At 68.0% G+C, this 25,242-nt stretch carries 26 protein-coding genes and 6 pseudogenes; 14 read left to right on the top strand and 18 right to left on the bottom strand.

The window, feature by feature from the left end; translation table 11 throughout:
* Window positions 1-31 precede the first annotated feature (31 nt).
* The 3 genes and pseudogenes from AB0L71_RS10330 to AB0L71_RS10320 form a co-directional block, all read right to left on the bottom strand.
* Window positions 32-178 carry a hypothetical protein gene (locus AB0L71_RS10330; protein ID WP_365240433.1) on the bottom strand — a complete coding sequence of 49 codons (147 nt, stop codon included), beginning with the start codon at window positions 176-178 and terminating at the stop codon, window positions 32-34.
* Window positions 179-182: 4 nt separating this feature from the next.
* Window positions 183-833 (bottom strand): annotated as a pseudogene (locus tag AB0L71_RS10325) (transposase); the annotation flags it as partial.
* Window positions 834-844: 11 nt separating this feature from the next.
* Window positions 845-1,365: pseudogene (locus tag AB0L71_RS10320) on the bottom strand (ATP-binding protein).
* On the opposite strand from AB0L71_RS10320, the gene AB0L71_RS10315 reads away from it, so the two are divergent.
* Window positions 1,307-1,504, top strand: a complete 198-nt coding sequence (locus AB0L71_RS10315) for a hypothetical protein (protein ID WP_365240984.1) — start codon at window positions 1,307-1,309, stop codon at window positions 1,502-1,504. The pseudogene AB0L71_RS10320 and the gene AB0L71_RS10315 overlap by 59 nt on opposite strands.
* On the opposite strand, the gene AB0L71_RS10310 is transcribed toward AB0L71_RS10315, so the two are convergent.
* Entirely contained in the window at window positions 1,501-2,133 is a 633-nt protein-coding gene (locus AB0L71_RS10310; RefSeq protein ID WP_365240431.1) for a hypothetical protein, read from the bottom strand. The genes AB0L71_RS10315 and AB0L71_RS10310 overlap by 4 nt on opposite strands.
* A gap of 446 nt (window positions 2,134-2,579) precedes the next feature.
* Between AB0L71_RS10310 and AB0L71_RS10305 the strand changes: the two genes are divergently transcribed.
* Complete coding sequence (locus AB0L71_RS10305) at window positions 2,580-4,175, top strand: hypothetical protein (protein WP_365240429.1); 1,596 nt, start codon at window positions 2,580-2,582, stop codon at window positions 4,173-4,175.
* Between the two features lie 204 nt (window positions 4,176-4,379).
* Here AB0L71_RS10305 and AB0L71_RS10300 read toward each other — a convergent pair.
* Both AB0L71_RS10300 and AB0L71_RS10295 read right to left on the bottom strand, forming a co-directional pair.
* A pseudogene (locus tag AB0L71_RS10300) lies at window positions 4,380-4,460 on the bottom strand (hypothetical protein); the annotation flags it as partial.
* A 15-nt stretch (window positions 4,461-4,475) separates the two neighbouring features.
* Window positions 4,476-4,724, bottom strand: a complete 249-nt coding sequence (locus tag AB0L71_RS10295) for a hypothetical protein (protein WP_365240427.1) — start codon at window positions 4,722-4,724, stop codon at window positions 4,476-4,478.
* A gap of 774 nt (window positions 4,725-5,498) precedes the next feature.
* Between AB0L71_RS10295 and AB0L71_RS10290 the strand changes: the two genes are divergently transcribed.
* Window positions 5,499-5,657, top strand: a complete 159-nt coding sequence (locus tag AB0L71_RS10290) for a hypothetical protein (RefSeq protein ID WP_365240425.1) — start codon at window positions 5,499-5,501, stop codon at window positions 5,655-5,657.
* Between the two features lie 92 nt (window positions 5,658-5,749).
* Here the strand turns inward: AB0L71_RS10290 and AB0L71_RS10285 are convergent, their stop codons facing one another.
* Window positions 5,750-6,238 (bottom strand): TetR/AcrR family transcriptional regulator, encoded by a 489-nt coding sequence (locus AB0L71_RS10285; protein WP_365240940.1) that lies wholly within the window; start codon window positions 6,236-6,238, stop codon window positions 5,750-5,752.
* 191 nt (window positions 6,239-6,429) lie between these two features.
* Here AB0L71_RS10285 and AB0L71_RS10280 point away from each other — a divergent pair, with 191 nt between their 5' ends.
* The 4 genes from AB0L71_RS10280 to AB0L71_RS10265 all read left to right on the top strand — a co-directional run bounded on the left by AB0L71_RS10280 (window position 6,430) and on the right by AB0L71_RS10265 (window position 9,848).
* A complete protein-coding gene (locus tag AB0L71_RS10280) occupies window positions 6,430-7,872 on the top strand; it encodes an aldehyde dehydrogenase (RefSeq protein ID WP_365240423.1) in 1,443 nt (480 codons plus the stop codon).
* A gap of 585 nt (window positions 7,873-8,457) precedes the next feature.
* Window positions 8,458-8,757 (top strand): hypothetical protein, encoded by a 300-nt coding sequence (locus AB0L71_RS10275; RefSeq protein WP_365240421.1) that lies wholly within the window; start codon window positions 8,458-8,460, stop codon window positions 8,755-8,757.
* A 241-nt stretch (window positions 8,758-8,998) separates the two neighbouring features.
* A complete protein-coding gene (locus AB0L71_RS10270) occupies window positions 8,999-9,229 on the top strand; it encodes a hypothetical protein (protein WP_365240419.1) in 231 nt (76 codons plus the stop codon).
* A 388-nt stretch (window positions 9,230-9,617) separates the two neighbouring features.
* Complete coding sequence (locus AB0L71_RS10265; RefSeq protein ID WP_365240417.1) at window positions 9,618-9,848, top strand: hypothetical protein; 231 nt, start codon at window positions 9,618-9,620, stop codon at window positions 9,846-9,848.
* A gap of 236 nt (window positions 9,849-10,084) precedes the next feature.
* Here AB0L71_RS10265 and AB0L71_RS10260 read toward each other — a convergent pair whose 3' ends face one another.
* A complete protein-coding gene (locus tag AB0L71_RS10260) occupies window positions 10,085-10,351 on the bottom strand; it encodes a hypothetical protein (RefSeq protein WP_365240415.1) in 267 nt (88 codons plus the stop codon).
* Between the two features lie 125 nt (window positions 10,352-10,476).
* Here AB0L71_RS10260 and AB0L71_RS10255 point away from each other — a divergent pair, with 125 nt between their 5' ends.
* Together AB0L71_RS10255 and AB0L71_RS10250 are read left to right on the top strand one after the other, a co-directional pair.
* The gene (locus AB0L71_RS10255; protein ID WP_365240413.1) at window positions 10,477-10,968 is read left to right on the top strand and encodes a hypothetical protein; all 492 of its coding nucleotides are present in this window, start codon (window positions 10,477-10,479) and stop codon (window positions 10,966-10,968) included.
* Window positions 10,946-14,059: a hypothetical protein gene (locus tag AB0L71_RS10250; RefSeq protein ID WP_365240411.1), complete on the top strand. Its 3,114-nt coding sequence runs from the start codon at window positions 10,946-10,948 to the stop codon at window positions 14,057-14,059. Before AB0L71_RS10255 ends, AB0L71_RS10250 begins: the two co-directional genes overlap by 23 nt.
* A 22-nt stretch (window positions 14,060-14,081) precedes the next feature.
* Here the strand turns inward: AB0L71_RS10250 and AB0L71_RS10245 are convergent.
* Window positions 14,082-14,232, bottom strand: a pseudogene (locus AB0L71_RS10245) (transposase); the annotation flags it as partial.
* On the opposite strand from AB0L71_RS10245, the pseudogene AB0L71_RS10240 reads away from it, so the two are divergent.
* From AB0L71_RS10240 to AB0L71_RS10230, 3 genes and pseudogenes are all read left to right on the top strand, one after another.
* Window positions 14,211-14,402, top strand: a pseudogene (locus AB0L71_RS10240) (transposase family protein); the annotation flags it as partial. The pseudogenes AB0L71_RS10245 and AB0L71_RS10240 sit on opposite strands and share 22 nt — an antisense overlap.
* A gap of 453 nt (window positions 14,403-14,855) precedes the next feature.
* On the top strand, window positions 14,856-15,080 hold the full coding sequence (locus AB0L71_RS10235) for a hypothetical protein (protein ID WP_365240409.1): 225 nt from the start codon (window positions 14,856-14,858) through the stop codon (window positions 15,078-15,080).
* Window positions 15,077-15,316, top strand: coding sequence for a lamin tail domain-containing protein (locus tag AB0L71_RS10230; protein WP_365240406.1), 240 nt, complete (start codon window positions 15,077-15,079; stop codon window positions 15,314-15,316). The genes AB0L71_RS10235 and AB0L71_RS10230 overlap by 4 nt, the downstream gene beginning before the upstream one ends.
* A 238-nt stretch (window positions 15,317-15,554) precedes the next feature.
* On the opposite strand, the gene AB0L71_RS10225 is transcribed toward AB0L71_RS10230, so the two are convergent.
* From AB0L71_RS10225 to AB0L71_RS10215, 3 genes are all read right to left on the bottom strand, one after another.
* Window positions 15,555-15,881 carry a hypothetical protein gene (locus AB0L71_RS10225; protein ID WP_365240404.1) on the bottom strand — a complete coding sequence of 109 codons (327 nt, stop codon included), beginning with the start codon at window positions 15,879-15,881 and terminating at the stop codon, window positions 15,555-15,557.
* A 215-nt stretch (window positions 15,882-16,096) separates the two neighbouring features.
* On the bottom strand, window positions 16,097-17,041 hold the full coding sequence (locus AB0L71_RS10220) for a hypothetical protein (RefSeq protein ID WP_365240402.1): 945 nt from the start codon (window positions 17,039-17,041) through the stop codon (window positions 16,097-16,099).
* Between the two features lie 255 nt (window positions 17,042-17,296).
* Window positions 17,297-17,725 (bottom strand): hypothetical protein, encoded by a 429-nt coding sequence (locus AB0L71_RS10215; RefSeq protein WP_365240400.1) that lies wholly within the window; start codon window positions 17,723-17,725, stop codon window positions 17,297-17,299.
* A gap of 418 nt (window positions 17,726-18,143) precedes the next feature.
* On the opposite strand from AB0L71_RS10215, the gene AB0L71_RS10210 reads away from it, so the two are divergent.
* Window positions 18,144-19,235 (top strand): hypothetical protein, encoded by a 1,092-nt coding sequence (locus AB0L71_RS10210; protein WP_365240398.1) that lies wholly within the window; start codon window positions 18,144-18,146, stop codon window positions 19,233-19,235.
* Here AB0L71_RS10210 and AB0L71_RS10205 read toward each other — a convergent pair.
* The gene (locus AB0L71_RS10205) at window positions 19,166-19,810 is read right to left on the bottom strand and encodes a hypothetical protein (RefSeq protein ID WP_365240396.1); all 645 of its coding nucleotides are present in this window, start codon (window positions 19,808-19,810) and stop codon (window positions 19,166-19,168) included. The genes AB0L71_RS10210 and AB0L71_RS10205 overlap by 70 nt on opposite strands.
* 722 nt (window positions 19,811-20,532) lie before the next feature.
* Between AB0L71_RS10205 and AB0L71_RS10200 the strand changes: the two genes are divergently transcribed.
* A complete protein-coding gene (locus AB0L71_RS10200) occupies window positions 20,533-20,757 on the top strand; it encodes a hypothetical protein (RefSeq protein ID WP_365240394.1) in 225 nt (74 codons plus the stop codon).
* 51 nt (window positions 20,758-20,808) lie between these two features.
* Here AB0L71_RS10200 and AB0L71_RS10195 read toward each other — a convergent pair whose 3' ends face one another.
* The 5 genes and pseudogenes from AB0L71_RS10195 to AB0L71_RS10175 form a co-directional block, all read right to left on the bottom strand.
* Window positions 20,809-20,970 carry a hypothetical protein gene (locus tag AB0L71_RS10195; protein ID WP_365240392.1) on the bottom strand — a complete coding sequence of 54 codons (162 nt, stop codon included), beginning with the start codon at window positions 20,968-20,970 and terminating at the stop codon, window positions 20,809-20,811.
* 531 nt (window positions 20,971-21,501) lie between these two features.
* Window positions 21,502-21,678 (bottom strand): hypothetical protein, encoded by a 177-nt coding sequence (locus AB0L71_RS10190; protein WP_365240389.1) that lies wholly within the window; start codon window positions 21,676-21,678, stop codon window positions 21,502-21,504.
* A gap of 20 nt (window positions 21,679-21,698) precedes the next feature.
* The gene (locus AB0L71_RS10185; protein WP_365240387.1) at window positions 21,699-24,224 is read right to left on the bottom strand and encodes a Helicase associated domain protein; all 2,526 of its coding nucleotides are present in this window, start codon (window positions 24,222-24,224) and stop codon (window positions 21,699-21,701) included.
* 241 nt (window positions 24,225-24,465) lie between these two features.
* A complete protein-coding gene (locus AB0L71_RS10180; RefSeq protein WP_365240385.1) occupies window positions 24,466-24,750 on the bottom strand; it encodes a hypothetical protein in 285 nt (94 codons plus the stop codon).
* Window positions 24,751-25,017: 267 nt separating this feature from the next.
* Window positions 25,018-25,242 (bottom strand): annotated as a pseudogene (locus tag AB0L71_RS10175) (ABC transporter ATP-binding protein); the annotation flags it as partial.

Raw genomic sequence — 25,242 nt, 5'->3', positions numbered from 1 at the left:
GCCGGCGGGAGGGCGAGGAGCGTCTTACGGGTCACCGCCAGGCTCTCGATCTCCTCGTCGAGTTCACGCAGGCGCGCGGCGAGCTCGTCATCTGCGCGCGGATCTGCGCTGTATCGTCGGCGAGCTCGCGTTCACGCGCGTCGATCCGCTCCGGAAGTGGCGTGACTTGGTCGTCCATGCGGTCACCCGCGCCAGGTGGGCGTGGTCTGGCCAGTGAGGCGGCGCGCTTTTACGTCGATCACGGCCCAGCGCACCCTGGACTCCGAGGACTTCGGCCTGCTCTCGTAGTCCCGCACGAGCCGCCGAAACAGCATGAGGATGCCGAGATTCTGCTCCACGATCCACCTCTTGGCCTGCGGGACGAAGCCGACTCCCGTGTCGGTTGGGTTGCGTTCGACGATCTCGACATCGATGCCGACCGTGGTGCCGTGCTCGACGACGGTCTTCTTGAAGCCCTGGTCCACCAGCGCCTTCTTGATGGTGCCGATGGGGGCGACCTGGCCGAGGAGCGCGATACCGAAAGCGTTGTCGTGGGCGCTGGCGGCCAGCACGGTTACGGCGGTGACCAGGCCGAGGACGTCCACCGCCAGCCCCCGCTTGCGGCCCGACACTTTCTTCGCCGCGTCCTTCCCAGTCGTGGTGGCGGGCACGTTTACCGCCGCGCGGACGCTCTGTGTGTCGATCACGACCAGGCTCGGGTCCTCCGACCGCCCGGCCTTCTCGCGGACCTGCCAGCGCAGCAAGTCGTTGATCTTCACGTCCGTGCCGTCGTCGCGCCAGGCCGCGAAGTAGTAGTAGTAGACGGCCGACTCAGGCGGCAGGTCGTGCGGGAGGTCGTTCTTTCTCAGCCTTTGACGGCTTCTGCGATCTGCTGGGCGACCTGGGCAGGTGTGAGCTGCGTGGTGTCGATGACTTCGGCCTCGGCGTGCAGCCATGTGCGGGCCGCCTCGGCGTAGGGCTCGCGGTGGTGGAGGCGGAAGGGGGAGGGCCCGAGGAGAGTGTCCCCTTCGATGCGTCCGCGGAGGGTGTCCTGGTTAACGTGGAGGACGAAGCGCCGTTGTGGAATGCCGTGATCGGTGAGGCTCGTACTGATCTCGTGCCAGTACTGTTCGACCAGGACGGTCATGGGTACTACCAGGGTGCCGCCGGTGTAGTCGAGTACGCGGCGGCCGGTCTCGGCCACGAGCGGCGGCCATGGCGGCCCGTGCTGGAAGTTGTCCGTAGCGGGCAGCGCCGGTGTGATGTCCATGAGTGTCTCGCCGACCTTCTCGGCGTCGAACACCCCTGAATCGGAATCAGTTGCTGCATGAGCGCACTGGTCGTCGTCTTGCCCGTGCCGTGGGTTCCGTTGAGCCATACGATCACGGGACTCGACACTATCGTCGTGCGGGCCGCCGGGAAACAGGCCCAGCGCAAGGGGCTGCGCGAACCGCCTCTGCCGACGCTGAAGGGGTTGGGAAATGGTGCAGACGCGAACAAGGAAACAGCTCGGGGCAGCCGCTAGGACTCCGAGTTGACCTCGCTCGCCGCCCGGGATCCGTCCGGGCACGTCCGGTGGGCCGCTGTGCGGCCGGTGGCGCTCTCCGAGGGTTCGGAGCAAGGGAGGAAGCCGCTGCCAGTTCCCTTCCATGTGCTGACGTGGCCCTTGACCGGCTTCGTGCCCCCTTTGCAGGTGTACGCGAAGTCCGCCTCGACCAGGTCGATCCATCCCCAGGAGTAGTACGAGCCCTTGAGGCCGCCTTGCGCCGCTTCGAAATAGTGCTGCTCATTGTCGTGGGTCTCGGACGGGCCCGCGAGCGGCTCCGTCACCTTCAGATGGGTGCCCAGTGCCTTGATCACCCGAGCCGCTCCGACACCGGTGGGCGCGCCGGTCACCGTGGGCCGATAAACGGTGTCATCGACGGGTTTGAGGAGGGACTTGTAATAGTCCGTCTTCTTCTTGAACGTGATCGGGTCGGCCAGTGAGGTCAGCTTCTCCCAGTGCCGGACGCCGGACCAGGCGTACGTCCCGTCCGTGCAGGACCTGGCCGCGCCGTCCGTGCCGTCCGAATCGCTGGTGCAGGCCGCCAGGCCCGCCGTAAGGATCACCGTGGCCAGGCCCGCTGCCCACGTCCGCCATGTGGTGCCGCGCATGCATTGGCTCCTGTTCTTGCCGTATGCGGGGGCTGTAGCCGCACCGCGATCGCCGATGGGGCCATGGTGCACGCACCGCCCGGGCGTGGCACGGCATTTGAGGGTTCCCTGAGCAACGGGACGATCGGCCTGTCGGCCGAGCGGAGTCGTGCCCGCATTGCTGCCCCGTCAGGTCCCCTCCGGCATCGGTTCACCGACCAGGCCTGCCGGCGCCGACGTAGGGCCGGCCCCGGGGGAGTGTCCGGCAGCGAAGGTCGCGGAGGCGGCCCACGTGGTACTTCCCCACACCCGCCGAGAAGACGCCGACGGATCTCCCGCACGTGCCGATTTGGGCCCTGTTGGCAGGCCCTCGGGCCCTGTCCGTGGGCCCGGATGGCGTTGTTACAGTTCGGTTCCCGGCAGGCATACGGCCTTGGTGACGCAGGCAATCCACGGCGAGGTGACGTGTGAAACGCAGCGACCGGATACGCCCAGAAGCACGCGGGAGCACGGGGCAGACGACAATCGAGTACCTGGCCTTGCTGGGGATTGTTGCCGTCGTGGTCGGCGCGATCGCCGCCGTAGCCATCGGGGGTGACATCTCCCGCTCGGCACACCGTCAGGTCTGCCGCATCGGTGTGATGACGAGTGGCGGTGGCGACTGCCCCGACGACTACGATGTCACCGACAGCGGGCAAGCCAGTACCGTCGACCCCGTCAAGTCTGGGACTCTCCTTCGTGGCAGCGTTGGTGAGCCTGTCAGCAAGTCCGTCGGCGGGTCTCCCGGCGAGACGGTGAACGCACTTCCCGATTTATGCTTCGAGCCGCGTGAATCGCAGTCCTCGGTTTCCGTTCCGGGCAGCGGCGTTCTTGGCCAGGCGGCCGCCTGGGGAATCTCCTGGGTGATCAACTTTGTTGTCGAAAAGATCGACAACGAGAAGAACAAGGAGAAGCGGGTCAAGCTGGCGCTTGCCGACCTTGCTTACTGTCTCCCTGACTACAACATCGTCATCGCGCAGCCGCATGAAGGAAATCTGCAGGAGATGGACGGTACGGCACTGATCGAGACTGTGAAGATCAGCGGCACGACGTACCGGATCTACGCGTTCAAGACCGGTAAGTTCACCTGGGCGGACGGCACCGACCTCGGATGGAAGAACCGTGCGTTTCACGGCGTGTTCGACATCAGTGAGGACCGCCGCACCGTCACGTTCGAGGAGCCGCCCCGTCCCAAGCGGAAGAAAGACTGGGAGCCCGGCGACGAGGGTTGCCAGGTCGAAGGGCAGGAACCGCCTGACCGGAGCCGGTACTACGACACCTATTCCCCGCTGGACAACGAGGGTTCGATCCAGGCGGTGCGGATGCTCGTGAACGACATGCGCCGCTGCTACCCCGACTACAACGTGGTAGCGATGCACTCGGAGCAGGCGTCGCACTGGGCCGAGGAGCCGGATTCGTTCGTCCACAAGGGCAGGTACCGGCTGAACTCCAACGAATTCAATGACGAGGAAATCGGGGATGACATCGCTTCGGGCCGGGGCGTGTTCGACATTTATGTCTTCGACAAGGGCAGGTTCAGCAATGACGGTGATGGCGGTTATACCAACTGGGCCTGGTATGGCAACTTCACCCGCGATGGCTCGGAGGTGACCTTCGAACAGCCGGACCCCGCCGACTTGGAGGTCGATTCCACTCCCACCGGATCGGGCGCGGTCAAGTTCAATGACGGGTCACCGGCATACACGGACGGCTGGCCGTACCCCGGTACCGACTACTCCGGCAAGGTGCCGGACGACGATGCGGAGCTGACTCATTCGCTGATCGACGAGTACGGCCACAGCTTCCCCGGCAAGAACATCATCGCAGTGAAGTCGTTCAACAACCTCTCGTTCTCCGGAGTGTCCGGAGTTGAACACCTTGCCGTGGTGGGCGGTTTCCATGTGCTCGCCATCGACGCGGGAACCGTCACCAACAAGGGCGACGGTGGCTGGAAGAACTGGGGCTTCACCGGCAACTTCGAGTACGCGGACGACGCGAAGGCGGTTACCTTCAGCAACCGGTGAGGGTGTTGCGGAGGTGGGGCCTGTTGTCGTGGATCGACTCTCGGTGGCAGTGCGTCAGACGCGCTTGTTCCCCTCGTTCCAGGTCTTGGTGGTGGCGCCCGATACGGCCTGCCAGTGAATGACGGTGCACTGGAAGTTCTGCCGGATCTCGTTTCCCACGGCGTGCTCGTTGGACGTCGGGTAGCGGATCCATCCTGTCTCGCACCCCTGGTCGCACCAGTAGGTGTCAATGTCTCCCCGGACAGGCCATGCGCCGCTGCCGGGAGACCAGTAGATGGTTCCGTTCTGGAACTGTGTCCGTCAGCCGATCCCGTCGGGGTTGACCAACTCCTCCTTGAGTGGACAGCCGCGTGACCCTCCGGGGCCGCCCACGGAGAGGTATCGCTGCTCGATGCGGCCGAGGACTCTGTGGCCGCAATGGTCGCCATCGGCCTGCGCGACCGACGAGGCCGACACGACGAGCGTGCTCGCCAGCAGGGTAAGCAGGCCCGCACTCAAAGCGGTCTTCCCCCGCTTCCTGGTCCGGGCGGTTACCTGGACGTGCGTCACTCTTCTCTGTCCTCCTTGCGGGTGGAGCGGGCGAATCCCCGTCCGGCTCCGCGCGAACTGCTGCGAAGGCTGGTGGGACGCTCAGCCTTGCACCTCGCAGGTGCGGCTTGCTTTTCTTGCGCGGAAATACCCCCGGATAGGTGTTGGGGCACCGCAGTGTTGTCAGGCCACCGCAGCCGACCAGTTGCCGTTCGTCCTTGCGTTTCCGCCCGCGTGGGCCAGTGCCGGGCGATGCCCCGACCGACTCCGCGCGTGATCTTCTCCTCATCGCCTACCCGGTGCACGGCGAAACCGGCGTTGCTCTTCATGCGGCAGGGTGCCTGGCGCTGTTCGTCGCCGAAGCCCGGGAAGTGCGGATGCCTCGGCCGGAATGCATGGGGGAGGTCGGCGCGGACCGTCTTCCCGGTCGGTTCGCGGTACGCCGACCACGGCAGGTGCTCGCCCGGGGCCATTGCCGGGCTGAGCACTTCAGCCGACCGCTGCCACCCTGGCCGAGCGCGTCGATCTGGCAGGGCGCTTCTTCGAAGGGTCCGCCGCGGCTGACGGCGCGGTCTCTATCGGCCGCTCGCGCTCGCACCGTTGCATCCGCTCACCGGGCGGTTCGCCGCGCGGTGCCGCCTCTCCCGGTCGTGGCGGGAGACCTGCCCGTGTGCTGCGGCTCGTCGCGGAATGCGTCGGCGCTGCCGCGGGTTCTTTCTTGACACTGCCCTGTCCGCATATCGGCACCAGCGCCGTCGCGGGCACGGCATGCCGCACGCACCGATGGGAGAAGTCTTGCAGCGCCCCGACTCCGAGTACGAGCCGTCCCGGCTGCGCCGCGTCCGCATCCCCGGAACCGTGCCGATTCCTCCGGCGCCCTCCTCCTCGCGCCCGCGCGAGGAGGAGGGCCAGGAAGCCTCTGGTACCGGTGAGGACCCGGAGACGGGGGAATGAGCTGAGCGTTGCCGGGAGGCACTCACCGCGGACGCGCACGAAGACCCCCTTGGAACACATGAACACATGTGTTCCAAGGGGTCTTCGTTGTGTCAGGTCGCTCCGAGGCCGTGCAGCAGGGTGTTGACCACTAAGTCGGCTGCCTGTCCGGGACTCAGCTCGGGCATCTGCCGGGAGACCAGGTGCATGACCTGGGGCAGGAGTGCGTTCGCCCACCCCTGTGGCAGGCCGGGGCGCAGAAGGCCTTCGGTGGTGGCGCGTTCGAGGAAGGTGTCGACCTGCGCGATGCATGCGTCCCGGCGGCTGCGGATGGCGTCGTGGGCGAGCATGCGGGTGAGGTCGACGGGCCAGGTGCGGTTGACGGTGATGATGTTCTCGACGTAGCGGTGCAGGGCGACGGCGACGGGTGCCTCGCGCAGCCGTGCGTCCTCGATGGCTTGCTCGATGGCCGTCACGCGGGACTCGTGGATCGCGGCGAGGAGTTCCTCGCGGGAGGCGAAGCGCCGGTAGACGGTGCGGCGGTCCACGCCCGCTTCGCCGGCGATGCTCGCGATGCTCGCGCCCGGGTCGGCGGCGAGCATACGCGCCCCGGTGGTCAGGACGGCTTCCAGGTTGCGTGCTGCGTCGGCTCTCATGGCTCAAGGGTAATGCTGACGTGGAGGATTGCTGCAGTATCTCCACGCGCATGTGTAACAAGCAAAAGTAAGTGCTACATTGCAGTGACAGTTAGGATTGTTCTGTCGGACCGAGAGCACGGGAAGAGAGCAAGCACGTGATCACCTATGACCGGCTTTTCATCGGGGGCTCCTGGGCCGAGCCGAGCGACCCTGAGCTGCTCGACATTGCCTCGCCGCACGACCAGTCACCGATCGGCCGTGTGGCACAGGCGCGCTCGGCGGACATCGACCGCGCGGTGGCGGCGGCGCGCGCCTCGTTCGAGGCAGGTGTGTGGCGGCTGACCGCACCGGCGGAGCGGATCGCGGTCCTGCGGCGGTTCAACGCGCTGCGTGAGGAGAGCGCGGAGAAGGTCGCCCGCCTGATCTCGCTGGAGAACGGTTCGGCCGGATGGTTCACCCGGGCCGGACAGCCCGGTCTGACCCGTCAGGCGAACGCCTACCTGAAGGCGGCGGAGGAGTTCGGCTGGGAGGAGACCCTGGTGCCCTGCGACCCGGCGTCCCCGGTGCGCAGTGTGGTGCGGCGTGAGGCGGTCGGTGTCGTGGCCGCGGTGATCCCGTGGAACTCGCCGTTCTCCTCGGCCACCTCGAAGATCATCCCGGCCCTGCTCGCCGGCAACTCCGTGGTCCTCAAGGTGTCCCCGGAGAACTCGCTCAGCATGGGCTTCCTCGCTGAGCTGCTGGAACGGACCGGCCTGCCCGAGGGCGTGATCAGCGTCCTGCCCGCCGACCGGGAGACCAGCGAGTACCTCGTCTCCCACCCGGACGTCGACAAGATCGCCTTCACCGGTTCGACACGGGCCGGTCGTCGCATTGCCTCGATCGCGGGCGAGCAGCTCAAGCGGGTCAGCCTGGAGCTGGGCGGCAAGTCCGCTGCGATCATCCTCCCCGACGCCGACGTGGAGCAGGCCGTCGCGGGCCTGAAGTTCGGATCCCTGCTCAACAACGGCGAGTCGTGCATCGCCCAGACCAGGATCCTGGCCCCGCGCAGCCGGTACGAGGAGGTCGTGGCCGCACTGAAGGAACTGGTGCAATCGCTGAAGGTCGGCGACCCCAACGACCCCGATACCTTCATCGGCCCGATGATCCGCCCCGACCAGCAGGAGCGGGTGCGCACCTACATCCGGCTCGGCATCGAGGAAGGCGCCCGCCTGGTCACCGGCGGCCCGCAGATCCCCGAGGGCCTGGAGAAGGGCAACTACGTCACGCCCACGGTCTTCGCGGACGTCGACAACTCCATGCGCATTGCGCAGGAGGAGATCTTCGGCCCGGTCCTGGTCGTCATCGCCTACGACGACGAGGACGACGCCGTCCGTATCGCCAACAACTCCGCATACGGCCTCTCCGGCGGCGTCTGGTCCTCCGACGAGGCCCACGCCCTGGATGTCGCCCGCCGTGTCCGCACCGGCACCGTCACGGTGAACGGGGCCCCCGTCGCCTTCGACGGCCCGTTCGGCGGCTTCAAGGCCAGCGGTATCGGCCGTGAATACGGTGCGGTCGGCCTCGGTACGTACACCGAGTACAAGACCATCACGGTCTGATCCGACACATACGGACCGATCCGCCGGCGCAACATCGGCTCCAGCGCGCACCTTGCCGGTCCCGTCGACGACGCGGCGTCGGTGTCGTACGCGCGCATCCACGTTATGCAGAACTGCCGCCCGCGAGTTGCCCGGCGTTGCGCCGGGCCGGACGGTGGCCGGATCTCTCATCAGCGTCTCCGGCGGCCCTCGGGCCCGGTGACACCACCCCCAGGTCATGCCTTCGACAGGGGGACACCGTCATGCCGGGCCCGGAGGCCGACGGCCCTCTTGCAGGACCGCGAAAAACATAACGAGGCACCGCTGCGAACGGTGAGGTTGTCCAGGGCTGCGAGCAGTGCCAGGTCGATGGGCCCTAAGCAGTCCGACAGAGTCAGGCGTGTCAGATGGGGGAGTCACGAGTACCAACATGCCGCCTGAACAGGGCGGATGAGGTTTTCGGCAAGCGTAATTCCCCGCAGCCGCAGCCGCAGCCGCAGCCGCAGCCGCAGCCGCAGCCGCCGCCGCCCCGGCCTGCGCCTCGTGATGTCGGCGCCCCCACCGATAATTCATCAATCGCCGAACACGTACTCAGGAGCTCTGCTCGTGCCCGCGCTTCATGACTTCACCACCTGGCAACCCCTGCTGCGCCTGTTGTACGTCACCCACACAGAAACGCTCACCGCCCCCGGCGGGCATGTAGCGGGGCAGATCAGTCCCGGAGCATGGAGTGTTCCGCTGCCGTACCGGCCTCCGCAGTCGGGGCGTGCCTCACAGGTCTCCGACAACCAGGAGCAGTTCGACGCGGTGGGCCGGATCGTGGAAGCGCTCAAGGGAGCGGGAGTGACGGTGTCTCCTTCGTCGTGGAGGCTTCTTTTGCTCCGAGCGGTATCCGGCTGTATCTGATCAGACTGGGCTCTTCAGCGGAGTCGGGTGTCGCGACCGTGTACCCGGGCGCGCTTCTTGCGGACGGGGCACTGCCCGGGCCGGTGCGCCGCCTGCCGGAGCTGGTGTTGGGCGTAGTGCCAGTTCCGTCCGCGGATGTGGAACTGCTGCGGCGCACTCTTCGGCAACTATGCTCACACCAGCCGCGTAACCCGTGTCCGGGAATCGGGGTCAAGGTCCGAGGGGGCTTGCGGGGAGTCCTGTGCTGTCGTTTGAACTCGTCTGCCGTCTCTTCGCCCGTGGTGGGGGTTTTGGTGGCGTGGCCGGGCTGAAGAACCTGAGCGAGCACGGCCCGACAGGCCCGGTGTTCCTCCGCTTCGGCCGCGACCACATGGAGCCCCTGTGGCAGGCGATCGGCAAGCTCCGCCGTGGGGCCGTTGATGTCCGCGGCGGGGAAGAGATCGCGGGTGTTCGGGAGGAGTGCAAGGTATAGGTGCAGGGTGCGGGGTGCGGGGTGCGGGGTGTGGCGCAGGAGCAGGCCGTGAAGAAGGCAGCCGAGTGGGAGGTGCGCTGTCTCGTCTGTACCGAGTGTGGTGGCGGGTTCACGAACGCATGGTGGGAGTCGATCGAGCGCGTTGGCAGGGGGTGCTTTGCCGGAGCCCGACCCGACTTTGTGCGGGGAATGCGATCGGCGGTTCGTGACCGATCTACAGCAAGCCTGGCCGGACCAGCACCAGCACCAGCAGTAGCACCAGGAGCAGGGCCAGGCCGTGCCCGAGCGGAAGGGCGGCGGAACGTGGATCTCCCGCTTCCGCAGGTGACGCGACGGGAGCCTCGGGGCCGACTCGCCTCTCGAGCTGGATTGGGGCGCGCTGGGAGGCGTGACCAGCGCGCCGATCGTCGTGCACCGGCGCTCCCGTACGGGTGGCCGGGGAGTCACTGTGTACAGCAGCGGCCGGGACGAGATCCTCGGCACCGTATACAGCGACCACGACTTGGTCGTGTTTTGCGAGGGCACCGGCGTCGACGAACCCGAGGACATCCTGGATGACCCGCAGTGGGGGAGTGGCGCGGCGGCCACGCCCACGAGTTCAGCGCCGCCTGACCACTGAGCGGCGGAAGCGGCCGGGCCGGATGGTCAAGCCCGGCCGCGGTGGCCAAGCGTTGGCCTGGTGCTCGGAGGCTCACGCGGGTGTTGCCGCTGACGGCGCCGGACGCAGTGACGCGCGTGGGAGCGCTGTTTTTTTTCCACCACGCGCAGCTGCTTGCTGTTTGCCTTGGAGCGGCCGGTGGTCAGGTGCTGATGCAGTCCCGGCGCGGCATCGCTCACCCACCGGTACTTCCTCCGCTAGTTGCACCCCCGGCGCGGGGCAAGCCCTCGCATGGACTTCGACCGGGCCCGTGAGGCCGCCTCCAGGTCCGCGCATGCTCGTACCACAGCCGCCCTGTGCGCCGGTGCCGAACCCTCTACGGCGATCCGTGTGCGCTGCGTGTGCTCCTCCTCCGTCCTGACAGCGGTGCGGTGAGTGATCCAGGCGCGAAGCAGTCCGGCGGCGACCGCGACGGCCATGAGAAGGGCTGCGAGAACGGGATCGACGGCTGTGAACTGCGTCATGGGATTCTCCTTGCCAAGGTGGGGCGGTGAACGGGCGTGCCCCAACCCTGAGAGCTGCGAGAAGTTTCCCTCTAGTTTTGAGAAACTCCGGGAAACTATGAGGCAGTCGGCGACACGGGGGAACGATGGTCGGGGGACGTCCGCCGAAAGGCGACCAGCAGCGATATCCGGAACTCGAGGAACTGGCAGCATGGTTCCGCCAGGCTGTGACAGACGCCGGTTATGAGAGCCTCAACGCAGTGGTGCGGGCGGAGATCGCCCACAAGAACGTCGTCTATGGGGTCTGCAACGCCACCAGGATGGTGAAACCGGAGGTCATCCGGTCCTTAGCCGTGGCCCTGGGACGTGATCCTTCCAACGTCATGCCGGCCTGGACCCGGGCCAAGGAGGCCATGGACCGTGCCGCGAGCGCGGCCGAGCAGGCGCAGACCGCAAGGCTGTCCTCGTGGACCGAAATGCCGCTGCCGTCACTTATGGTGCGCAACTTGCTGGAGGCCCAGGCCAAGGCGGTGGAACGGTTGCCCTACGACATGTTGGGCGTTACAGAGCCCCCGCTGTCCACTGTTTACGCAGCAGATCCGGGTACCCGACACGGTGGGGAACGGCCTGACTCGTAAGGAAACGTCGTCGGGCGAAGCGCCCGGTGCGCCCGCGGCCACCTTGCGCCACGACGACACTCAGCGCACCGAAAGCCAGCTGCCGGTGCCGATGGCGCTAGCCCGCCACCAGCATCTACTGATCACTGGCGAGCCCGGCGCCGGCAAGTCCACGCTGTCTAGCCACCTAGCCTGGTCCCTTTCCCGTATCTGGCTGCGGGAGGACACCAGTCTCGAGGCGCCGGTCGACGAGCCTCTGCTCCCGATCAAGGTTGCCGCGCGTACCCTCCTGGGCGAGACGGGCTCGTGGAGCGCCACATTGGGACGGGCCGCGCGCCGCAGCCTGGGACATAGCCTGATCGCCGACCCGGACCCCGGGCTCTTCCGCGGCCGCGTGCAAGGAGCGCGCTGGATGGTTCTGGTGGACGGCCTGGACGAGGTCGCCGACCGGGCGTCGCGCGCTGAGGTGATCAGGATGATCGCGCTGCACACCCGCACGGATGGGGACTACCGCTTCGTGATCACCAGTCGCCCGCTGCCCGATGGCGAGCTCGCTCCGCTGCGTGGGTCATCGGTGGGCGAGTACACCATGGAGCCCTTTGGCACTGGGGAGCTGAAGGACTTCGCTGGCAAGTGGTTCGAGGCACAGTACGAGGACAAGGTGTTGGCACGGGCCGCCGCCGAACGTTTTCTCGAGGAGGTGGAGGACGGCCGGCTCCAGGAGCTGGTCCACAATCCGCTGCTGGCCACCATCGCCGCGGTGAATGCCACCGTAGACCCCACGAACCCGCTCCCGACCAGCCGGCTCAGTCTCTACCAGCGCTTCTTCGAGCACCTGCTCACACGACGCGATGGAGGCCGGGCAGAACTGCGCCGACGCTACGAATCCGAGCCGGAACGCCTGGCCATGCACCTCTGGCTGGACGGGGAGAAGCGTCGGCTCCTCGGCGTGCTCGGGCGGCACCGACTGGAAGGCGAGGACTCGCTGTTCGAGGCGGCGCTGGCCTGGATCCGGGAGCGCGGACGCGAGCACCTCGCCCTGGAGGGATGGCAGACGGACGTCAGGGACTTTCTGCAAGGGACGGGGCCGCTAGTGCAGGAGCAGGGTGACTACCGTTTCCTGCACCACTCTTTCGCCGAGTTCTTCGCGGCCCGGTCGTATGTGGAGCGCATCGGACCCGACTTCCCCGACCTGGAGCCCTGGATCCTGCGTTCCTTCAACGAGGACAAACGGACCCTGGCGATGTTCGTGCTCTGTCTGTGGGCGGAGCGGGAGGAGTGCGATGCCGACCGAATCGCCGACCAACTGCGTACCGGCGCGGCAGGCGGACATGAACGGCCCCTGCTGGCCGGTTTGCTCCTCGCGGAAGGGGTCCGCTTCGGCGAGGAGAACCGTCGGCTGCTGGTCGAGCGCCTGGAGAGCATCGGCTGCTGCGCCCGTGACGAGCCGGATCAGGAAGAGGCCTTTGCGGCGCTGGGTGCGCTTGGGGCGGAGCCCGGTGTGCTGGGCCGGCTGGAGCGCCTGGCGCGCAGTGAGTTTCTGGATGGCGGGCGACGGCTGCTGGCGGTTGAGGCATTCAGCCGTCGCGGCCCTGCGGACGTTACGGAGGAACTCCTTGGGGAGGTACTGAGCGGTGTGTCCGGCTGGCTCGGCAAGGCCGCACGAGTGGCCGTCGCGCTCGGAGACCGAGCGCGGGAGCTGGTTCGCCGACGAGCCTGGGAACTGGCAGCGGAGCCGACCTGGAACAGCTGGTACCTGTCGCGTGCAGCCCAGGCCCTCGCGCAGATGGAGATGCGCGAGGACACTGTTCGGCTCGCCCGCAAGGTGCTGGAGGACCCGTCCGCTGGGCCGGATCCCCTGCAACGGGCTGTCGCGGCATGGCTCACCGTGATGCCCGGCGCGGCGCAGCAACTGACAGAAATAGTGCTGGCCTGGCCGCCCACCGACCAGGCCAGCCACAAGGCCGTGGGCAAGGAACTGGAGAAGTTCGGCGAGATCCAGGCTGCTGCCCGTGTTGCCCTGATGTTGCTCCGGTCGCATGCCACCGGCCACCGCACCACGGAGTGGGCGGCAACCCTGTGGGCGAAGGCACAAGGGCAGGAGGCGCGCTCCGAGCTGCAGACCGCTTTTGAACGCAGCGGGGCAGACGCTGGGCACCATTTGTGGGTCCCGGCGTCCCTCCAACGGGCATTGGCCGACCTCGGCGATGTACGGGGGGCTGCCGATTGGGCGCACGAGGTACAAAGCAACGGTCGCTGGGGAACATTTGGGGCGGGGCATGCTGTCAAGACCTGGCTGGAAGCAGAGGGGCTGCCTGCCGTAGACGGGGTCATGGAACGCATTTCCCGTGGCACGTCGCTCGTCCCAAACGATCGGCCCCTTGTGGCGGAGGCGCTCCTAGACAGCGGGGCGCTCGCAGAAGCGGGAGAAATGGCCGAGCTCGCGCTGCGCACACCCTGTAGCTCTCGTGCCGCATATGAGCAGGCCACGCGGATCCTGCTCAAGGCCAGAGACAGCGATGCAGCAGCTCGCCTGACGGAGATCTGGGACTGCACCCCGGCACTGGCCGACGACAGCGACTGGCTCCAGGGCGTTCTGCAAGTCCTGCCGCAGCAAGAGGACCACCTTGAGGTGACCCGCGTGCTTGCTCGGCGGCTCGTGGCACTCCCTTCCGGCACCGGGACCGACGTACTGCGTGGCCTGCGTGTCCTGCTCTCCGTGGAAGGCAGAGAGGCGGTGCCCTACGTCATCGATACCGTGCTGACCCATCCCTGGGCTAATTGGCCTGAGGTGTGCAACGTTGCCGCGGAGCTCGCGGCACTGGGAGAACGAGACGCGGCCCTCCACCTGTGGAAATACGCTCTCGGATTCCCAGATCCCCCTCAGGGCTCGGAACTCTCCCTGCTCATCGACATGCAGGCCGCGAGACTGGACGCCGAGGCCGCTGCCCATATCGAGAAACTCATTACCGACCCGGGCACCCATGCGCCTCGGCGGCTGCGCCTGCGGCAGTTGCTGGCCTGGCTCAAGGCAGCCAGGGAGACACCAGAGCCCGGTTCCCTGCCGGAGCAGCGCGGCCTCCCCGCCGGTGGGGCCCCGGTGGGGTCATAGAGATGTGGACTTAGCTTGGCTTTTAACCTCGCTGCGCTTGGTGTTCCCTGATCGACTCGGCGCGTTTCACGGCTTTGCCGACGTCGTGGTGCTTGGCGTGGTGCTTGTTCTTGGAGCCCGGAGCCCGGAGGCCGTCCCGGCCCTGGTCGGGATGGTTTCGGTGCGGCCGCTGGACGTGAGCCACGAGGCGATACGCATCGACGTCTGCAGTACCGCGAGCGGGGCGGCATGCCCGGACTGTGGGAGCGATCCGACCCGGGTGCGCAGCTCTTACCTGCGGTTTCCTGCGGACGTGCCGAGTGGGGGACGTCTGGTGGTCCTGCAAGTGCGAGTTCGGCGGTTCTTCTGTCCGGAGTCTTCGTGTGCGCGGACGTCCGCTGAGCAGTTGCCGGGACCGACCCGGCGGCACAGCAGGTGGACGGAGCGGTTGCGGCCGACTCTCGCCGCGGTGGGTCTCGCCCTCGCCGGCCGGGCCGGCGCCCGGTTGGCGAGGGCCTTCGTGGTGTCCATCAGCCGCAGCGCGGTGTTGCGGCTGCTCGATGCATGACCGGAACCCGAAGTCCCGGCCCCGCGGGTGGTTGGTGTTGACGAGTACGCCACATGCACCGTGTACCGGTGTCCGCTACAAGCGACCGTAACGGAAATATCCGCAATCGGTAACCGGTGGGGATGAGACTGTCGCTGGCTGCGACGAGGGCCCGGAGTGTGGCTCCTCGGTCCTGTGAGAGGCCGGGATCCCGCACCGTCCCGCCCGCCTGTATCGGCTGGTGGGCATGTTCTTGACGGGGCTTCACCCATGACTGCCGTAACCGCCCGCCGTATCGCGGCTACCGTCCTTGCTGCCGGGGATGTCGTCTCCCTCGCTGCCCTGCCGGCCTCCGCACACGACACCGACCGCCACCGGCACCCGCGAGTCGAGATCTGCGCCGTGCAGGCTGACAGCCCCGGCCACGACAACCGCACCCACCGGTCCCTGAACGCCGAATGGATTCAGATCACCAATACATCTCCCACCCGGTGAACCTGAACGGCTGGACACTGCACGACGAGAACCACCACCGCTACCGCTTCGACCACGTCCGTCCCGCCGGCCGCGCCACCGTCCGCATCCACACCGGGATCGGCCGCGACACCCGCACCGACCTCTACCAGGACCGTCGCGCCTACATCGGGAACAACGGCTCCGACACCGCCACCCGCGACGACCGCGGCCGCACGGTCGACATCAAGTCCCGGCCACCACTGCCGCCGACCTGACATCCGGCGGCGAGCATCAGCACCGCCCCACGTCGGGCTGAGAATCACGCCGACCCAAAGGCCGTGTGCCGCAACACCCTGATCCGCCCAGCGCACACACGCGTGCAGCGGTGCTCTCAGCGAGCACCGCCGCACGCCCCGTACCGCCACCAGCCCCACGCCTCGCGCCGGTGCCTTCCCAGCGGTCGGCCACCCTTACGGCAGCCGACCGTTTCCCCTCACCTGCCCGACGGGCGCGTTACATGAAGGGCAGCGGGTCGGGCAGGAGCCAGGTGGAGGAGGCCACACCGGCGCCACAGACCGTCGCCCAGCCCACCCATGCCTTCCCGGAAAGGCCCCGGGCCGCATCGGCGGCCTGGGAAGCGACGATCACTCCGAAGAAGAGGGGCAGGAACAGGTCGCTCCAGTCGCTCCCGGGTCGGCCGAAGACCAGCCAACCCGCCACGCACCCTCCCAGCCCTGCAGCCATATAAGCCAAGTGTTCAATCTCGGTGGCGGTCGATGCGCGCTTGCGATCCACCAGGATCAACACGATCTCGGCGAGGACTGCGGCGATGGCGATCAATGGGTTCTCCGGGTCAGAACGTGCAGTCGGCCTTGATGGCGCTGATGCCCAGCACAGCCGAGACCGCCTTGCGGTGCGCCGACGTCAGCGTGCGGTACCCGGCACAGGTATGGATGAGCTTCGCGGTCTTCTTGACCCCGATCCTCCCATTTCGACGGCCGTCAGGACGCGCGCGGAGCCGCCCACCGGAGCGAGGGAGAAGACGAAGCCGGCGACTACTGCGGCGCACTGGTGATCTTCTGCGTGGTGGACCACCACGCAGGGCCGATCACAATCGGGAACGCGCTGTTCGCGTCGAACTCCACGTGCTGGACGAGCCTGTCGCCCACGACCTGGTAGCAGGTGGCCACGTCGCTGCCGTTGACGTCCTTTGCCCAGGGGGCGTCGAAGAAGCCGGCGGCCTCCGCCACGGGTGCCTGCCCCGCCTCCTCGTCGCCGTCCGCGTACAGCGAGACCGAGCCGTCCTCATACGTCACGGCGCTCATCCCGGCCGGAATGACGAAGCTGGTCTCGTAGTCGTGCGGCGCAGAGCTGTCCTTGAGGATGTTCAGCGTGCGGGAGCCACCGTCGACCGTGGGCTGTACGACGGCGTCCACCGAGCCGGTCGATGCGTAGACGACGTTTCCGCCGACCTGGGTGCCGTCGGAACCGGCCGCAGGGATCGTGAGCTTGTTGGGCATCAGCTCGTTCTGGACGTCGATGGCACCGTTCGCCCCGTCCCAGAGCACCGAGACGACGTTCTCCTCGGTGACCGAGATCGCCGCGTAGGAGGAGCCCGAGGAGGCCGCGGCCGCGATGTCGGCGGCGCCGGAGCAGGTGTTGGCCAGCCAGCCCCAGGGCGTTCTCGCTGCCGTGGGCGTCCAGGAGGTGCCGACCGTGAACAGGACAGGGCCGGACCAGCCGTTGGCATAGTGGCTGCCGTCGTAGGAGGTGGTGCGGAAGCTGTAGGTCCGGCCCGTGGTGAGCTTGCCCGCGGGAACCTTCACCTGCGAGGTGCTGTTGGCCGCGACCGCCGCCGCGCTGAGGGTGGTGACCACGTCGCCGGTGGCGGTGTCGGTGATCTCGTAGGTACCGGTGACCTGGCCCTCGCCATTGGTGTCCACGGTGAACCGCAGGATCGGCGTTGTGGTGTTCACCTTGAAGACACCGCCCGAGGACATGAACGGCGCACCGCCTGCAGGTTCTCCCCGTTGTGGGGGCGGTAGTTGTGCGTCACCTCCAGCGCGTGGCTTGGTTCATCTCAAGGAACAGCGACTGTCGACCGGTTCCGGAGTCGGTTGTCGATCAGTCGGCTCGTGAATGTCGAAGAGAAAAGACGGCACCGCCGCGTGAACGCGGGACGGCCAGCCGCCCGTCAGCGGCTGGCCGTCGAGGCAGGTGGCAACGGGGGTGTGACGTATCCGGCCAGCGCGGTGCTACTGAAGGATCTGCAGACTCCAGGTGTCGGCCTCGGGACTGCGCCGGTAAAAGACGTTCGGTTGAACCGGGTCACATGTCACCAGCAGAATGTCTCCCTGACCGAGCACGACGGTCCGCTCGACGTGTGTGGAGCGTCGCCTGCGGGTCCGAAGGGTCTCAAGCCGCAGCAAGTGCGGGCCTGGGGGAAGCGGGACGAAACGAACCTTTCTGAAGTTGGTCCGGTCCACGCTGCAGAGCATGCGGTCACCTTTCCTGACGGACACCAAGCACCACTTGGGCGACATGCTGCGGATAGGGTCGCGCAGGTCAACCTGGATCAGCAGGCCAGTCCGACCACGGCGGCGGGCCCTGTGGATCAGATAACGAGAGCGCCACTTCAACCGGCCGTCGAAGACACTGTTCACCAGCACCGCAATGTCTGCCACGCTTCCCCCGTCTGAGAGCCGGTCATGTCGCCCGTCCGCCCAGGCTGGCACGGACATGCCGAGAACCAGAAGTGCCCCGACTGGCAACATGGACACCGCCTCGGGGGGAGCGCAGCTCGATCCGGTCGTCGGACAGCCGGTGCAGGGCCCAGCCGAGGATGGTTCGCAGATCGGCGATGCCGCGGGGGAAGCGCCGCAGCCCTGCCGCGATCGCGCGTGAGGTGTCGGCGTGTGAGGGCTGGGGTAGCTCTCGGCCACATCAACTGAGGGGGCGGCTGTGGGGCGGGCGAGCCGGGGTAAGAGGGAGCGCGACCGGGACCGGAACAGCGAATGGACGGCGGCCAGGGCTGCGGTAACGGCGGCAGCGATACGGGCAAAGACGCTACGGTTCCTGCCGGGCAACCCGTGGGTGCGTGCCATGGTCAGCTCCAACATCAACAACGTGCTCAGCGACATGTACCGCGTGCTGCTCAACAGTGATGCGCCCGAAGGCTCCGAGTGGGAGCTGGCCTGCTCGATGATTCTGGGCAAGCTCGGCATGCGACCGCCCTGGCCTCCCGGGCCCGGTGCGGCCGCCGAGTGGCAGCTGGCGCAGGACGTGGGTGTCCTGCGGTCAGCAGAGCTGATGGTCATCTCACCCTCCGCTCATGCGGCCGTGATGGCGGCAGCCGCCACGTTGGAGCCCGGCGACATCACCACACTCTCCCGGGACCGGGACGTCGTGACACCCGCCGGCCTGCTCGTGCTGCCCGAGCCCGTGGTGTGTGTGAACCGCACCGGCTCGCAGTCCGACACCCTCGCTTACGGGTGGCAGTTCACGACTCAGCACCAACTACTGCCCACCGCTCAGTACCCAGGCGTCCGCATCAGCACGTTCATGGACCGTGACGGCCCCGTCCAGCCCGACGACTGGCGTGCCGCAGTAGCCCAGGCCCGTGCTTCCGGCCATCCTCTACCCCGGCTGGTGCCCGACGGCATGTATGGCATGCGCGGCGACCACGCCATCACCACAGCGAGCGAGGCATCAACAGAGCTGCTGACGGAAAAGCACAAGGAGCTCCAGGCCGCGCTCACTCAAGCATCTGCCTGGCGCGCCGAGCCGGTCGCCACCATCGGCGAGTGGGCCGGCGGCCGCGTGGAGGACCCGGACGACGACTTCGCCTGTCGCTACATGTTCGCGTTCTGGCGCCTCGTCGCCCAAGGCGTCACCACCACGACCTCCGCGGCCAGCGCACCTGCCAGCCCCCGAACAACGGGGCACCCGCACGATCCCGCTATCAGGGTGGTGCGCCTGGCCCAGCAGGTCCCGGCCCAGCGCATCGCGGAGACGGGGCAGGAGCAGCAGGTGCGGACGTATCACCATCGGTGGCCCGTGCGCATGCATAAGGTGCGCCAGTGGTACCCGTCCACGCAGGAGCACCGCCTCATCTGGCGCGGCCCCTATATCAAGGGACCAGCCGACGCTCCCCTCATGCTGGGCGAGAAGGTATACGTAGCTGATCGCCGCTGACGGAGCGCCCGTCGATCCTGGCATCTACTTACGGGCACTGGGGAGGGGCGGTCGGGAGGGCGCTCCCCCCGGTCCATCTCGTAGCCGCCCGCAGACCGGCGGCCATCAGACCGTCGGCGCCGCTCCGAGCCCGTCGCCGAGCGCAGCATGCTCACCGCTACCCGCCCGACCGCGGCTTCGTCGTCCTGGTCCACCTCGATGTAGTTCTCCCAGTCTCCGGCGACCCGCAGCAGCCCAGAGAGCAGCTCGTGGTTGGCGGCGCCGTGCGGCCCTTCGAAGGGCGAGCACAGGACCGGCGACAGCGCCCGCCGTGCCCAGTCGGCGATGGTGGCTGCGTCCCCGTCGGGCACCCACTGGTAGTCGCACTCCCGGCCGATCTTGGCCAGCGCCTCCGCCAGCGGCTTGTACCCTAAACCGGGGCGAGGGTCGGCCGCGCGGCCGAGCGCGTCGGAGAACGCGCCGAGCAGCGCGAGGTCCGCTTCGGCCACCTCGAGCTCGGCCACGTACGCCACGTTCCCACCGCCCGGGCCCACAAGCAGCAGAACCCCATGCAGTTCGTCCTCCGTCTCCTCCACGAACTCCGGCGCCCCTCCGGGAACGCGTCGAGCACCCGCAAGTACGCCTCGAAGACGTCCTCGATGACGATTCCAGGGATCGGCACCCCAGCGACGCCCGGGACCAGCGCGTTTCGGAGTGTCAGGAACAGCGGGCCCTCAAGCTCAAAGAGACCGGCCACGGCATCCGGCACGATGGGCAGCAGCAGGGCACGGGTGGGAGGCATCAGGCTCACTCTCGGGTCAGGGGGACGGCGTCAGAATGTCCCTTGATACAAGCCTCCCAGTCCCGGCTGCTGGTTGTTCGCCGTTCCGGCCGACCGGGCAACCCCGGCTCCGGCAGGGGCGACCTCTCCAGAAAACCAAGATCATCTCACCGGGATTTTTTGTACGCCAACTACTCACGACCGCCTGTCGGGCCGCCCCTCGCTTGTGGCGTCCGTCCGCAGGTCAGACGGTCTGCGGGTGGGGAGATCCATCGAGCAGATCGAGGGTCACCCCCGAACGGCCGGTGGCCGTTTTCAGGAAGCGGCATCACGCCCGACCTTGCCCCGGACGACACCGCATGATGTTGACACCGGCGCCATGCTCTCCACCGAGCTGGTGCGGCGTTGGCGGCTGGGCGCTGTACGCCCCCGCGCCCGCGCCCCGGCGACCTGGTCCGCTGGGATTGGACCGGCGACACTGCCTGACGCCCGGAGGCCGGCTCGCCCCTCGGGCCGGTCTGGGGCACGCTGTGAGGCGTGACCAGCGCGCCGATCGTCGTGCACCGCCCCTCCATTTCGGGCGGCCGGAGAGTCACCGTGCGCAGCCACGGCCGGGACGAGATTCTCGGCACCGCGTATAGCGATCGGGACCTGGTTGTATTCCTCGATGGCGCCGGCATTGCCGACCCCGAGGCCATCCTGGACGACCCACAGTGGGTGGAGTGGCGCGGTGGCCACGCCCACGAGTTCAGCGCCGCCTGATACCTGAGAAGCGGCGGGCCGGGCAGGGCGGTCTGCTCGGCCCACCGCCGGTTAGTCGATCAGGTTGTGCAGCCCTACCGTGCAGGTCCCGGCAGCGGCGACACCGGCGATTACTGCCTTGAGGCAGGACTTTTCGGAGAGGAACGTGAGCACGCCGATACCGATGCCGACGGCCATGAAGCGGATCAGCGCGGTGCGCTGCGATAGGAGCACTGACTTCCCGGCGGTCCTCGACCCGGGCGTGCTGGGTGGATCAGGGTGTGCAGATGCGGGGGAGTGCTGGTCCCGAGGCATCGGGGCTCTCCTAGAAGGCGAAGGAGCAGAGACGGCGGACACCTGTGGGGGTGTCGTCCGCGTGGGGGCGGTGCGCGCCTCGCGGTCGGCGGTCCTGCTGCTCTCTTCCTGAGAGCGTCCCGGTGGGGTCTCGGCCCTGGCCCGGGGTGGCATGTTCAGCGTAGCGGCGATCGGCGCGGGTGTTGCCCTGGGTACCTGGCGAGTAGTCATCGGTACTGCCCCCGGGGCCAGTTCGGATCGGCGGCGGACAGTGGCAAGAATCGGGTGCTTGCGCCTCGCCCTCCCGGACACGGCTTCTTCACCCCCTCGGGCTGAAACAGGGATCCGGACAGCAGCACCCGGGAGCAAAGACCTCAAGACATGACGAAGGCCCGGACGCGGGTCCGAGCCTTGCTCTCTCGAGTTAGGTCAAGTGCGTCGAATGCCAGTAAGGGAATCGGCGACTTGCCTCTACTCGCGCTCGCCCCGGGAGCGGATGGAAACCCAGTCCGGGGCGCGTACGGGCGTCGGCACCCGGGCCTCGGTGGCGGGGGTGAGCATCAGGACGACGACGGCCTGACGGACCGCGCCGCCACGGCCGCACCAGGCCCTCACGTAAGCCACCACGAGCGCCACGGAGACCGTCACCAAGACGTTCCCGCCCACCGTCACGACCACCGCATCCCGATCGCGGACAGCTGCTCCACTCGCTCCGGGGACAGCGTCGCGGACCGGCTGCGCTGGTTCCCGATCCACGCACCGAGCCGGAGCTCCCGCTCCTCCTGGTCCTCGCCGACAACGATCCGTTCGACGTGCTTGCGCGGCACTCGCAGGTGTCCCTCGCGCTCGTAGAACTGCTTGGCGGCCTCGTAGTTCATCGCCCACTTGTCGGCCTGCGTACGGCGCGGGGCTGGCTTCTCGTCCTCGCCGGCGGGCTCGATCCCGAGGACCTGCTCACACATCCACTGCTGCACGGTGGTGAGGCTGTCCCAGCCGAGCCGGACCGAGCGCACCCACCGACCGAGGTCCTCACCCTGGTGCACGACGTCGCCGGGCACGGCCGGCAGCTCGCCGCCGACCTCCTCCAGGTGGAGCCGGACGAGGTGGAAGGCGCGCTGCCACTCCACCGGCCAGACCGGGCACCATGACGGGTCGATGTCCTCCAACTGCTCGCGCCGCTCGTCCGACAGCGCCCCGGCCGACGACTCCACGGGCAGACCCTCGGCACGCCGCTGCTTGATCTCGGCCGCCTTCCGGGCGGCGGCCCGCGCGTTCTTCAGCCAGACCCCCACCCGGTAGCCCTGGTGCGTGGCATCCAGTGGGGCCAGGAGGTGGCCCGCCTCCGCCGCCCACCCGCGCGCGGCGGACAGACCCTCCTCCCACGCGACGTCGAAGTGAGACCACACCATGCCCAGCTTCTCCAGCTGCACGACGCGGTCCTCGTCCAAGTCCCCGCGGGCGTAAAACCGCCGGTTGTCGGCGATCCACTGCCCGAGCGGGAACCTGGCCAGCGAGGCCGGCCACCCCTCGCCCCCCACCGCCTGGTCGCCACCGCCGGGCACCCGGTAGGTGAAGGGCACCTTCAGGTCGCCGTGCACGCGGGCGTAGATGACCGCGGCCTCGATGCCGCGCCGCCAGTGCTCGTGCTCGGGGTTGAGGACCCGCAGGTTGATGAACGCGGCCAGCTGCGCAGGGTCGCGCGGCACCGAGAACTTCAGCAGCTGCCGCGCCGGCGCCGACGGCCCACCGGACCCGTTCCCCTCGCCCCGGCTCTCCGGGCCCTGCGCACCCTTCTGGACGGGCTTGTAGGCGCTCGGAGCCTGCTGCTGCGCCAACTGCTCCACCACACGGGCGTCGTGCGCCCTCAGCGCCTCCAGCAGCTTCGCCAACCCGCCGAACGCCCTGGAGGTGAGCATGTTGTCCGCCGTCTCGCCCGGCCCGAGCAACACCGGCACGACCAGGCTGGCCACCTTGCCCTCACCCGGATGCATCCGCAGCGCGCGGCCGACGGCCTGGACGAGGTCGGGCATGGAGCCGCGGACGTCTGCCCAGTAGACGGAGTCACATTCCCGGGTATCTACGCCCTCCCCGAGCACCTTCACGGAGCCCAGGAAGCCCTTCTCCACGACGGTGCCGTCCGTGGCGATCCCGGCTGCGAACTCCCCGAGGACCCGCCGCCGGTGGTTGGGCTTGTGCTCGCCGCACAGCCAGTCCGCCCAGATCGTGCGCGGGTACAGCTCGGGGGCGGCGGCGTGCAGCTGCGCGGCAACGTCTGGAAGGCCGGCCGCGAACGCCTCGGCCTCCTTCACGACGTGGTGGAAGGCGAGCGTGCGCCGGAAGTTTTCCTCCGAGGACGCCTTGAGCAGGGCGGTCTGGAGCGCGGCGAGCCGTGCCCCGCGGACCTCGTCCGAGCGACCCTCAGCGCCCAGGAGCTGCGCGGCCTGGAGCTGGGTGTCGGTGATGTCCACGCACACCACCTGGTAGGGGGCACAGATTCCCCGGTCGATCGCCTCGGACAGCGTCAGCGTGAAGCAGCGGGCACCGAACGGCCCGTCCGGGTCGTCCTCCATGCTCGCCACCAGCTCGCCCGGCGCACCCTCGGCATCCTCATCCAACTGCCACAGCCGCGGCGTGGCCGTCATGTACAGGCGGCGCAGGGACGGGATGCGGGTGTTGTCGTGAACGACCGCCCACGGCTTGCCCAGCCGACCCGACGTCCGGTGCGCCTCATCGACCACGATCAGATCCCAGCCCGGAAGGCCGGCCTGGTGCGCGCGCTCCAGAGTGCCCAGCCCAAGGGACGCGTACGTGGCGAACACGGTGACCTTGTCGAACGGCCGCACCCAGTCGACCAGCTCCTCCACGCCCGTGGTGTTGGGGAAGGTCACGTCCTCGCCCCGCAGGGACGAGACCCCGATCATCGGGCCCGTACGGCCTGCCTCGCGCCACGCGGCCTCGGTCTGGGTGAGCAGGTCCAGCGAGGGGACGAGCACCAGCACACGGCCCGCACGGAGCTTCCCTGCGCTGCGGGCCGCGACCCGGGTCTTGCCGGACCCGGTCGCCATGATCACCTGAGTCCGGAGCCCCCTCTCGGTCGCGAGCGATCGTGCAGGCAATTCGAGGGCACGGACAACCGCATCAATGGCCTCCTGCTGCGCCGCCTCACGCTGGTCGGATCGGCTTGTGGTCGACATATCCGCCTGCCTTGTCCTGGGCTCTTAGCTGGGCAGAGAACGGGAAACTTGCACGTAGACGGCTTGTGACTGGCTACGGCGAGCCTCTCTGGGTCCGGGGCATGGCCTCGGACCCAGTAGCGGGAAGGGTATTCGAATCCCCGGACCTGATCCCTAGCAGTACTGCTATCTAAATCCAGAGTCTATCTGGCTGTAAAAATGAAGCATAGGGATCCCAACCCAGTAGTTTGAGGTGGTCCGGTTAGGCGCGAATGGTGAGTGTTACAGCGATGGCTACCAGGCCCGAGAAGCCGAAGGCTGCGTGAAGGCCGCCCATGATGCGCAGGTTGCGCAGTCGGTACGGGGTGTCCGTATGGAACTCCAGCATCGGTTGTTCTTTGCCGTGCCGCCGTAGACGGCGGAGGTGACGGGAAGTGAAGAAGGCTGGGTTCATGTGGGTGTTCAGGATGTACGCGGCGTAGCCGCGGTAGTTGGTGGCGAGGGCGAGGCCGTTGAGGAAGAACGTGCCCAGGAACAGGGCAGACATGAGAGCGCCCATTGGTTCCTCCAGGTGACTGTTGAGATGTTGACCATATGCGCCACAGTGGATGAGCTGGTAGGTCTGGGTTTCAGCAGGAGGTCGGGGTGGCTTGTCGCCAGGTTCTCGCTTGCCGCAAGGTGGACCGGACCCCCATGCTTTCCGGCTCGGCCCGTCACTCCGTCAGCCACCCGCCCCTCTTGCTGCCACCCGGGCCGCGCGGAGCGCGGCACGTCTGTTTGTAGCGGTGTTGACCCCGCACCAGTTGGTGCGGGGTCAGGTGGCCGGAGCGCAGCGGAGGCTACCGGGCCGGCCGAAGGCCGGCCCCGGCCCGCAACGCGGGCCGGATGCCCTGCGGTTGGCGGCGGGCGCGGAGCGCGTGCCGCCTGGCGGTGAGCGGAGCGAGCCGCATCCGCTCACGCGGAGCCCGCCGTGCACCGCCTTCGCGTCCAGCAGCGCGCCCACCAGGCGCGGTGCGTTCGGCAGGCTGCGGTAGGGGTG

Origin of the sequence: Streptomyces sp. NPDC052052, from assembly GCF_040680455.1 — a bacterium.
Lineage (GTDB): Bacteria > Actinomycetota > Actinomycetes > Streptomycetales > Streptomycetaceae > Streptomyces.
Note: the sequence above shows the minus strand (reverse complement) of the source record. Positions and strands in the feature narration are given on the sequence as shown.